Consider the following 10,090-nt stretch of genomic DNA (forward strand, 5'->3'; position numbering starts at 1 on the left):
ATGGCTGAAATCTATTACCACATGAAACAAAACCACATGTCCATGCACCATATAGCCCAAGCAATAGAATGTTATCGAGAAAAAGAAACTTATACTGTTAGACAGATACAATGTTCCTTTGTCATTGGATTAAACTATATTGATATGGGTTGCCCCGAAAAAGCAAAGCCTCATTTTAATCACGCACTAGAAAGAGCAACGGAAAGCGACACCAAAAGATTGATAGGATCAGCGCTGTATAATTTGGCTTTAAGTTATTTCCACAATGATGAAATAGCTGCCGCAATCAAATATTTAAATGATTCAATCAATGCTTTTAAAGAGCGAGGATATGAGCATTTTAACAGAATACTCGATCCTTTAAGTATGCTTGTAAGGTCATATTTTCAATCTCATGAAAACGATCTAGGCGTATACGCTCTCAACCAGGGCATAGAATTGGCTGAAAAATTAAATGATGACGTAATGCTTAAAGTATTCACTTTTTACAAGGCGCTTTATGTCAAAGGTGATTATGATAAGGTCTTGAGTGATACCGAGTATTTAACCGAAAGAGGAATGTATGCAATTCTTGAAGAATTATCGAAAGATGCAGCAAGGAGATATAAAACAGTAGGAGATAAAGACAAGGCGTCGAACTTCTATGAGAAGGTTCTTTACTTCCAACAATTAATTAAAAGGAGCGATTGCCTTTATGAAATTTAAGTCAGTAGTAGCAACCCTCATCATTATTGGCACTTTGAGCACGCTTGGTTATTTCGCCTTTTCACAAAACCATGATGAAGCTATTAGAGGACACACATCAAGTATCGGTTATGATAAATTCCATTAAAAAAAGCCCTTTTCGGGGCTTCTTTTTTATTTAAACCGCCATTCCTTGTTCTCCTTATTCCAAACAAGCTCTTTTCGAGATATAAGATTCTTAACCGCTGTATGGATCATCTACTCATCTTATCTGTGGCTTCTCAGATCATCTACGCTTTAGCTCTGATGTGAACGTTTCATAATATAAATAGTACGTTGAAAAGTCGGTTTAAATTCAGTTATTACAAATAAATATATAATATGTTATAATTTGGTTGTGTGAATCTATTGTGAAAGGATTGTTCTAGTCAATGAAAAAATCATTCAAAGTAATTACAATGTCTCTTGCTGTATTTAGTACTCTATCATTATTTAGTCCAGAAAACACTAGCGCTGTCTCTTCTTCAGAATCAAAAGAATCTGTTTTCCAAGAACCTATTGCAAGTACAAAAGCAATTGTAATAAATACCAAAAGTCGTGTTGGAGACATTTATCCATATAATTTTCCTGCTAGTAGATTTACCATTACTGGAAATATTTTTGCGATTGAGGTGGAAGAAAGATCACCTAATTTTACTGTGATGCGGGCTGTCTCTCCTGGAAAAGTTACGATCTCATATAGAACTTCACTAGGAGAGCTAGTTATTAATAATGTAACTATTACTTACTAGTTGAATTGACATATAGAGTAACTTGGATAGGCTAAAAGAATTTTATTAAAAAAACAGACCTTAAGGGGTCTGTTTTTTATGGGGACGGATTGGGGACCAACCCTTTCAGTTTTGTTCAGAAATGAAAATATTTATTCAGAAAGGCTCATCATAGAACCTTATTAATTCAGTTTTTTTCAGAGAACGTCTGTTTGCTTCGGGTGATGTCGTTCACTCTGCCAGCGTAGCGCTCTCCCAGCTGAGCTAATGCCCCGAGGTATGACGACATAATTTATTATAATCAATCCTCCTCTGAAATTCAAGCTGTAAAACGTAAACACATCGTCTATTTTTCTTTCTGTTCAATCGGAATATAGTCAAATATTTCACCAGAATGAACAGAATGGGCTAATCGTCTCAGCCAGTCATAATAGGCTTTTGAGCTTTCAAGCTGCTCAATGAGCTGCTGCGCTTCTTCTCTTACATGTTCCTCCAGCTGATCATCACGCGACACCTCTTGAAGCCGCTCTTGCGCTTCTTCAATTGCCGCTAAATTGACCTCGACCTCACGTTCCCATTTTTGCGGAAAGAAGTTCGTGAAAAACTTAAAAAAGTCTTTTTCCGCAACAAAGCTGTGTTTTCTTCGGCCACGGTGAAACGTCTTTTTGACAATATTCATGTCTTGCAGCTTTTTCACACCCGTGCTCATACTCGGTTTACTCATTTGCAGCTCTTCACGCATTTCATCCAGTGTCATTTCCTCATTTAAATACATCGTTCCATATAGAATACCTGCACTTCTTGTAATGCCATAGAGATCCATCGTTTCAGCTATGGAATCAATGACTAGATCTTTAGCAGCTAAAATACGATCTTCTGCTTGCGGCTTTTCCTGCTTTTTCATTTTGTCCCTGCTTTCTATTAAGAAAATTCAATCCGTTCAAAAAAATCTTTATGGACTATATGTTAACGAAAGAATACAAAATGTCAAAATAAATGAAGCATATCTCCCTTTGACAGAAAAATTTGAACATGATAAGTTAATTATGTTCAAAACGTTAAATTTTTATTTAACAAACTTACCAAAGAGAATCAGAGGAGGTTCCTTCTATGAGTCAAACACTATTTATAGACGGACAATGGGTTGGCGCTAAAAGTAACGACACACGGGATATCATCAATCCGTTCAATCAAGAAGTGATCGCGACAGTCAGCGAAGGATCTAGAAATGACGCGCAGCTAGCCATTAAAGCAGCGAGAAAAGCCTTCGATCAAGGGGACTGGGCAAACATGCCTGGACTTGAAAGAGGAAATATTGTGTTTAAGATAGCTGAATTGATTAGACGTGATCTTGATGAACTAGCCAAATTGGAATCGCTTGATACAGGCAAAACATTAGAGGAAAGCAAAGCAGATATGGACGATATTGCGAACGTGTTCCAATATTACGCAGGTCTGGCTGATAAAGAGGGCGGGGAAATCATTGCATCGCCAATTCCAAACTCGAAAAGTGAATTAGTCAGAGAGCCTGTCGGTGTATGCGGACAAATCACTCCTTGGAACTATCCATTGCTTCAAGCAAGTTGGAAAATCGCTCCTGCACTTGCGGCGGGAAATACTATCGTTTTAAAGCCAAGTGAAATCACACCACTCACCACAATAAAAGTATTTAAACTCATGGAAGAAGCGGGCGTTCCAGCAGGTGTTGCAAACCTAGTGCTTGGACCTGGGGCAACCGTTGGAGATGAGCTTGCTGTAAATGATCAAGTAGATCTGATTTCATTTACAGGCGGTATTGAAACAGGGAAGAAAATTATGCAGGGAGCCAGCGGGAATGTGAAAAAAATAGCCCTTGAGCTCGGCGGAAAGAATCCGAATATTGTGTTTCAAGATGCTGATTTAGACGTAGCGGTTGACCAGGCGATGAATGCTGTGTTTTTCCATGCAGGGCAAGTGTGTTCAGCAGGTTCACGTTTGCTGGTGGAAGAATCTATTCATGATGAATTTTTAGAAGAACTGGTGAAGCGTACGAAAAAAATCAAGCTAGGCAACGGCTTTGATGAAGATACCCAGAGCGGGCCGCTCATCTCAGCTGAGCATCGAAAAAAAGTAGAAAAATACGTCAGCATCGGTTTAGAAGAAGGCGCTAAGTTAGAGACAGGCGGAAAAAGACCTGACGCAGAGGAGCTGCAAAATGGGTTCTTCTACTTGCCGACCATTTTCTCAGGCTGCACGTCAGATATGCGGATTGTACAGGAAGAAGTCTTTGGACCTGTCCTGACAGTCGAATCCTTCCGTACAGAGGAAGAAGTCATCAAGCTGGCAAATGATACGATTTATGGATTAGCAGGAGCTGTGTGGTCTTCTGATATCAGCAAGGCCGAAAGAGTGGCTCGACAATTAAGATTGGGCACGGTTTGGATCAATGACTTCCATCCTTATTTCGCTCAAGCACCTTGGGGTGGCTACAAGCAATCAGGCATTGGGCGCGAATTAGGACGCACGGGACTTGAAGAATATACCGAACTGAAGCATTTATATCGAAATACAAAACCTGAAGCGGTTCATTGGTTTAAATAAAAATTAAGCATTTGGAGGAGATTCTTTATGACACTAAATATGAAAATTGAAAGCATGCAGAAATTCCACACATTTGAAATACCGACTGTTATCAAACACGGCATTGGTGCAGTGAAACATGTTGGGGAAGAAGTAAAAGCATACGGCGTTTCAAAGGTATTGCTTGTAACAGACCCTGGTATTTATCAAGCCGGCGTGGTGGACCCAGTAATTGCTTCATTAAAAGAAGCACAAATCGATGTCGTTCTATTTGATAAAGTAGAGCCAAATCCGCCAGTCCGTCTAGTGAACGAAGGATCTGCTTTATATGAAAAAGAAGGCTGTAATGGATTAGTCGCAGTAGGCGGCGGCAGTTCAATGGATACAGCAAAGGCAATCGGAGTAGAGGCGACTCATGAAGGCTCAGTCCTTGATTACGAAGCGGCAGAGGGAAAAAAACCGCTAGAAAACAGAATCCCTCCTTTAACCACTATTCCGACAACAGCTGGTACAGGTTCAGAGGTAACGCAGTGGGCGGTCATTACTGATGAAGAAAGAGAATTCAAATTCAATACTGGTGGACCTCTCATTGCAGCTCATCTAACAGTCATTGATCCAGAGCTTCATGTGTCCATGCCGCCTCATGTGACAGCAATGACTGGAATTGACGCGCTTGCTCACGCGATTGAATGCTATACGATGAAATTTGCTCAGCCGATTACAGATGCGGTAGCGCTCATGGCAATTGAATATGCAGCTCATTATATTCGCCGTGCCTTTGCTGATGGCGAGGACTTAGAAGCAAGATATGGAATGGCACAAGCTGCGATGCTTGCCGGGCTTTCTTATGGAAGTGAATCAGCTGGAGCTGCACATGCGATGAGTCAAACACTCGGAGGTATTATTCCTGTCGCTCACGGTCAGTGTGTTGCAGCGATGATGGGACCAGTGATGGAGTATAACTGGAAAGGGTATCCGGAAAAATTCGCTCGAATTGCGCAAGCGTTTGGGATTGATACAAGCAGAATGACAACAGAGGAAGCAGCCAAAGCAGCTGTGAACTGGATGTATGATTTAGTAGAGGATTTAGAAGTTCCTTCATTAGAAGAACAAGGTGTATCAAAAGATATGATTGATCGTTTATCTAAAGAAGCAATGAAAGATCCGCAAACAGTTGGAAACCCAAGAGATTTAAACGAAAAAGCGTACAAATGGATTTATGCTCGCTGCTTTGAGTTAACACCTAAAACGGTGTAACAATGAAAAAAGGCTCCCAAAAGGGAGTCTTTTTTATGCCTATAGTTGTTCTTTAATTTCTTTGATTTGATGAATATGGCGTTTTTCGTGTGCGCCGATAAAATCAAGGTATTGCTTAAGGGATAGCTCTTTAAACACAGGATGTGCAATGACGCGTTTGAAATCTTCCTCAGTAAATGTGGATAAAATTTGATTGAGCTGCTCACGTGCAGTATCGAGCTCATCCTTTAAATGTGTAGGTGTTACATGCTTGCGTTCAGGCTCAACAATACTAGGCGCAGTGGCTTTTTTCGAACGGTCCTCTGCCATTTCTACCGGCTTTGGTTCATATTCTTTAATCGGTGCTTTTTTACCCTCAGCAGCTAGATGTTTTGCTGCAACTAGGTCCATTTTCTTTAAATGATCTGCTACCTCTTGAATACTCCAAGTATCATCAGATAATTTTTGGTTCAATTGTTCTTCGCTCAAACCTTGCAGCTCGTGCCACAATTCTTGTCTCGCTTCATGTAATATACTCATTTTCTCATCACCTCAAGATCAAATTTTAACATAATGGTACATGACAATCATTCTTGAGCTATCCGAAAATCCCTTTGAAGAATTGTGATGAAATATGAAACCTTTACAAAAGTGGTTCGTATTACCTGTTAGAAGGAATACATTGGAGGTGGGTGAGGTCTAAATGAAACAAAAGATGTTCATTTCATGAAGAAAGGATGAGGAAGATGGATGTGTTCGGGCTGCCTCTTCAGACGCTGTATTTATACATATTAATGATATCAGGAATCCTGACACTTGTTTTCGTCTTTTTCGGCGATGTATTTGATGGATTATTTGAAGCGATCCCTGTTCCATTCCTTCAACCAACATTGATCCTCGCATTTCTTACCTTTTTCTCGGCTGGAGGGTTTATCTCTGAAAAAACAGCAATTGTAGGAAGTGGACTTGGCGCAGTATTATCTGCCATCCTCGCAGTGATCCTTGTGACCTGTTTGAATGTATTTGTATTAGTCCCGCTTTCCTCTGCTGAAGAATCTCTCTCTTATACGGAAGCCGATTTAAAAGGAAGAACTGGGGAGATCATTGTATCTGTTCCAAAAGACGGATTTGGAGAAGTGCTGTTAATCAGTAATAGCGGGAAAATCTCAAAGCCAGCTGTCAGTTTCGACCAAGAGGAGATTCCATATGGAACCCGTGTGCTAGTTGTCGAAGTGAACAAAGGCGTCTTATCTGTTATACCAAATGAAGAAATCTAGGAGGGAATGCTATGCCAGGAACAACTATTTTAGTGATCATTGGAATTGTGCTTGTGATTCTTATTGCACTTATTGGTGTATTTGTTTCTAAATACCGGACAGCAGGTCCAGATGAAGCATTAATCGTTACAGGAAGTTACCTAGGAAGTAAAAATGTCCACGTGGATGAAGGTGGAAACAAGATTAAGATTGTAAGAGGCGGCGGTACCTTTGTACTTCCAGTCTTTCAACAAGCAGAGCCGCTCAGCTTACTATCTAGCAAGCTAGATGTTTCAACCCCTGAAGTCTATACCGAACAAGGTGTACCGGTCATGGCGGATGGAACGGCCATCATAAAAATTGGCGGATCGATTGAAGAAATTGCTACTGCTGCAGAGCAATTTTTAGGGAAAACAAAAGAAGACCGTGAAAACGAAGCGAGAGAAGTATTAGAAGGTCACCTTCGTTCCATCTTAGGGTCAATGACAGTTGAAGAGATTTATAAAAACAGAGAGAAATTTTCACAAGAAGTACAACGCGTTGCTTCTCAAGATTTAGCGAAAATGGGTCTAGTCATTGTTTCGTTTACGATTAAAGATGTTCGTGATAAAAATGGCTATTTAGAATCTCTAGGTAAACCAAGAATTGCCCAAGTAAAACGCGATGCAGATATTGCAACAGCTGAAGCAGATAAAGAAACACGTATCAAACGTGCCGAAGCAGATAAAGATGCGAAGAAATCTGAGCTTGAGCGTGCTACTGAAATCGCTGAAGCAGAAAAAATCAATGAGCTGAAAAGAGCAGAATTTAGACGTGAACAGGATACGGCGAAAGCAAGTGCTGACCAAGCGTACGATCTAGAAACAGCTCGTAACCGTCAGCACGTAACTGAACAAGAAATGCAAGTCAAAATCATTGAGCGTCAGAAACAAATTGAATTAGAAGAAAAAGAGATTCAGCGTCGTGAACGTCAATACGATTCTGAAGTGAAAAAGAAAGCAGATGCGGACCGTTATGCTGTTGAGCAGTCGGCTGCCGCGGAAAAAGCGAAACGCCTTGCTGAAGCAGATGCGAAGAAATACAGCATTGAAGCAATGGCAAAAGCAGAAGCTGAGAAAGTCCGAATTGATGGGCTTGCCAAAGCGGAAGCTGATCGTGCAAAAGGGGAAACAGAAGCGGAAGTCATTAGACTAAAAGGACTTGCAGAAGCGGAAGCGAAAGAGAAAATCGCTGAAGCATTCGAACAGTATGGTCAGGCAGCGATCCTTGATATGATTGTGAAAATGCTACCTGAATATGCGAAGCAAGTATCTGCACCACTTTCTAACATTGATAAAATTACTGTTGTGGATACGGGCGGTAACGGGGAAGGCAGCGGTGCCAATAAAGTTACAGGCTATGCCACAAACCTCATGTCCAGTCTGCAAGAAAGCCTGAAAGCATCCTCTGGAATAGATGTGAAAGAAATAATTGAGAACTTTTCCGGCAAAGGAAATGTGAAGCAAAGCATTCAAGAACTAACCAATGAAATCAAACAACCAAGAAAAAAAGAGATCGCTGATACTCAAATAGAAGAATAAAATCAAAAGACACCTTCCAGCAGAAGGTGTCTATTTTTTATAGAAGAAGTTTTAACCATTGAAATACAGACCATTGAATTCTACGTAATAGGAATTTATGATAATGAAGATAGGGTGTAAAAAACTAAAAGGAGTGGTGCGGATGAAGGTGAGACATGCTGTACATCAAGATATTCCTAAAATCGCCGAAATACATGTGAAGAGCTGGCAAACGACTTATCAAGGCATTATTAATCAGGATTATTTGGATGGTTTAAATATAAAAGATCGGAAAGAGAGCTGGAGAAAAAGATCGCTTGAAGGCACGTTTGTCGCAGAAGATGCGGATGGCGTATTTGGTTTTGCTTCTTTCGGAAAACAACGTGACGAACGTTATTCTACATATGATGGAGAGCTGTATGCCATCTATTTATTACAACAGAAACAGAAATCAGGTGCGGGTATTGCTTTAATTGCTAAAGGTGTCGATTATTTAATAGAAAAAGGGTATCAGAGGTTGATGCTATGGGTGTTTGAGCAAAATTCGGCAAAACAATTTTATCAAAAACTTCAACCTAGTTTTGTCGTTACCAGCCAGTTCGAGCTGGCTGGCGAGAACCATAATGAAATAGGGTATGGATGGGAGCTGTCTATATTGAATAACCATGTACAGCGGATTAAATCGTCAGCTTCCAGTAATAATGAGAGAAAAAAGTGAAGAGCACAGCAAGCAGCATGTAAGAAATAAACGGTGAAGCTTCTACTTTTCCTTTCACGCCTGCTATTTTTAAAGCTTCATAGAAACCTGCCAAAAAATAAGCAAGACTGAGAATATAGCAGCACAGCATAATGGAGTAAGGGCTCATTGTCGTACCTCCAGCATGAAATCTTCTATTATTAATAGATTCCATAGAGCAGCAAATTATGCATAAAAAAATAACCAGCTGAAATCAGCCGGTTATTTTTGATGAGGAAAAACCAAACGAGATGCACTTGGGATGAGTATACAAAGAACGATACTGCAAATAATAAATGAAGGAACCATATATGTGCTGTTATAAATTAAAGAGTAGACCCATCCTGGTGTTCCTTTCGGTGCATATTGAGAGAAGAAAACGACGCCAGAAATAAAGAACGTCAGTAACCTGAATAAACTAGCAACAAAAACAGCTAAGGTAATATAGAAGAATTGCTGTTTTCGCTTTTGATCCTGAATGGCTTTTTTGATCAGTCCAGAAAACAGGCCGCTTAAAGAAATGACAACAGATGCAACGAAGTAATCGAGGAATCCTTGAACAGGTGTAGCGATGATCGGGCTATTCATCAGCTGAAGACCTGCGATTAACACACCGATGATAAATCCGGTAGATATTCCCCATCTAATAGACATGAGAATGACGGGAATCATAATCAGCGCAAGAGAACCGCCATTGGGCATTCTTAAAAAGAGACCTGATAAGTAATCTAATACAAGTGCAAGTGAAGTCATAATCGCGATTTCCATCAGTCGTACCAATTGATTTGATTGCTGCATAAAAAAATCTCCTTTTTCATGAATTGAGCAAGGAGAGACCGTGTAAGGATGAGTATGTTATTCATAGAAAAACATATCGATTTGAATACACCGTATGTATTCAAGTGATTCCACATTCCTACTTCAGTATTAACTGACAGGTTCAAAGGGTCAGAACAACGAATGTTCACTCTCAGCACAAAGCTCCCCCTGCGGTTATTTAGTTTCAATCTATTATAAATATACTAAAGACCTGCAGGATCAACAATAGATAATTCCCGAGATAATCAGCATTTGTATCAATATATAGGAAGAGATAAGGAAAAATAAATTATTTAGAAAAAATACTTGTTTCTTCTTTCAAAAGGTGTTATATTTGTATTCGCCGCTGAAACAGCGCGGTTGATAAATAACATTAAGAAAAAAGTTGTTGACTTTATCTTGATAGAATGTTATATTAATAAAGTCGCCTCTGAGAGACGACGAAGATGATCTTTGAAAACTAAACAAGAC

Annotated in this window: 11 protein-coding genes and 1 riboswitch; of the genes, 7 read left to right on the top strand and 4 right to left on the bottom strand. The window is 39.8% G+C overall.

The genetic code is table 11. The features are described 5' to 3' along the window. Positions 1-705 (top strand): tetratricopeptide repeat protein (locus tag BA81_RS18790; protein WP_034284300.1); only part of this gene is annotated, 705 nt, incomplete at its 5' end. A gap of 410 nt (positions 706-1,115) precedes the next feature. Then, on the top strand, positions 1,116-1,475 hold the full coding sequence (locus BA81_RS18795; RefSeq protein ID WP_034284301.1) for a hypothetical protein: 360 nt from the start codon (positions 1,116-1,118) through the stop codon (positions 1,473-1,475). 325 nt (positions 1,476-1,800) lie between these two features. Here BA81_RS18795 and gbsR read toward each other — a convergent pair whose 3' ends face one another. Further along, entirely contained in the window at positions 1,801-2,358 is a 558-nt protein-coding gene (gbsR, locus tag BA81_RS18800; RefSeq protein ID WP_034284303.1) for a transcriptional regulator GbsR, read from the bottom strand. A 206-nt stretch (positions 2,359-2,564) separates the two neighbouring features. On the opposite strand from gbsR, the gene betB reads away from it, so the two are divergent. Next, positions 2,565-4,034 carry a betaine-aldehyde dehydrogenase gene (gene betB / locus BA81_RS18805; protein ID WP_034284304.1) on the top strand — a complete coding sequence of 490 codons (1,470 nt, stop codon included), beginning with the start codon at positions 2,565-2,567 and terminating at the stop codon, positions 4,032-4,034. 27 nt (positions 4,035-4,061) lie between these two features. Then, positions 4,062-5,270 (top strand): choline dehydrogenase, encoded by a 1,209-nt coding sequence (gene gbsB, locus BA81_RS18810; protein ID WP_025094230.1) that lies wholly within the window; start codon positions 4,062-4,064, stop codon positions 5,268-5,270. 39 nt (positions 5,271-5,309) lie between these two features. Here gbsB and BA81_RS18815 read toward each other — a convergent pair whose 3' ends face one another. Further along, positions 5,310-5,789 carry a DinB family protein gene (locus BA81_RS18815; RefSeq protein WP_024425883.1) on the bottom strand — a complete coding sequence of 160 codons (480 nt, stop codon included), beginning with the start codon at positions 5,787-5,789 and terminating at the stop codon, positions 5,310-5,312. 206 nt (positions 5,790-5,995) lie between these two features. On the opposite strand from BA81_RS18815, the gene BA81_RS18820 reads away from it, so the two are divergent. The 3 genes from BA81_RS18820 (at position 5,996) to BA81_RS18830 (ending at position 8,782) form a co-directional block, all read left to right on the top strand. Then, positions 5,996-6,526: an NfeD family membrane protein gene (locus BA81_RS18820; RefSeq protein ID WP_034284306.1), complete on the top strand. Its 531-nt coding sequence runs from the start codon at positions 5,996-5,998 to the stop codon at positions 6,524-6,526. Positions 6,527-6,537: 11 nt separating this feature from the next. Further along, positions 6,538-8,085, top strand: a complete 1,548-nt coding sequence (floT, locus tag BA81_RS18825; protein WP_034284308.1) for a flotillin lipid rafts scaffold protein FloT — start codon at positions 6,538-6,540, stop codon at positions 8,083-8,085. Between the two features lie 142 nt (positions 8,086-8,227). Beyond that, on the top strand, positions 8,228-8,782 hold the full coding sequence (locus BA81_RS18830; protein ID WP_034284309.1) for a GNAT family N-acetyltransferase: 555 nt from the start codon (positions 8,228-8,230) through the stop codon (positions 8,780-8,782). Here the strand turns inward: BA81_RS18830 and BA81_RS18835 are convergent. Together BA81_RS18835 and thiT are read right to left on the bottom strand one after the other, a co-directional pair. Further along, positions 8,742-8,930 carry a hypothetical protein gene (locus tag BA81_RS18835; RefSeq protein ID WP_024423229.1) on the bottom strand — a complete coding sequence of 63 codons (189 nt, stop codon included), beginning with the start codon at positions 8,928-8,930 and terminating at the stop codon, positions 8,742-8,744. The genes BA81_RS18830 and BA81_RS18835 overlap by 41 nt on opposite strands. Positions 8,931-9,022: 92 nt before the next feature. Beyond that, complete coding sequence (gene thiT, locus BA81_RS18840) at positions 9,023-9,598, bottom strand: energy-coupled thiamine transporter ThiT (protein ID WP_034284310.1); 576 nt, start codon at positions 9,596-9,598, stop codon at positions 9,023-9,025. A 98-nt stretch (positions 9,599-9,696) separates the two neighbouring features. Further along, positions 9,697-9,798, bottom strand: a riboswitch (TPP riboswitch). Positions 9,799-10,090 lie beyond the last annotated feature (292 nt).

Origin of the sequence: Bacillus safensis FO-36b, assembly GCF_000691165.1 — a bacterium.
In the GTDB taxonomy this organism is placed as follows: Bacteria; Bacillota; Bacilli; order Bacillales; family Bacillaceae; genus Bacillus; species Bacillus safensis.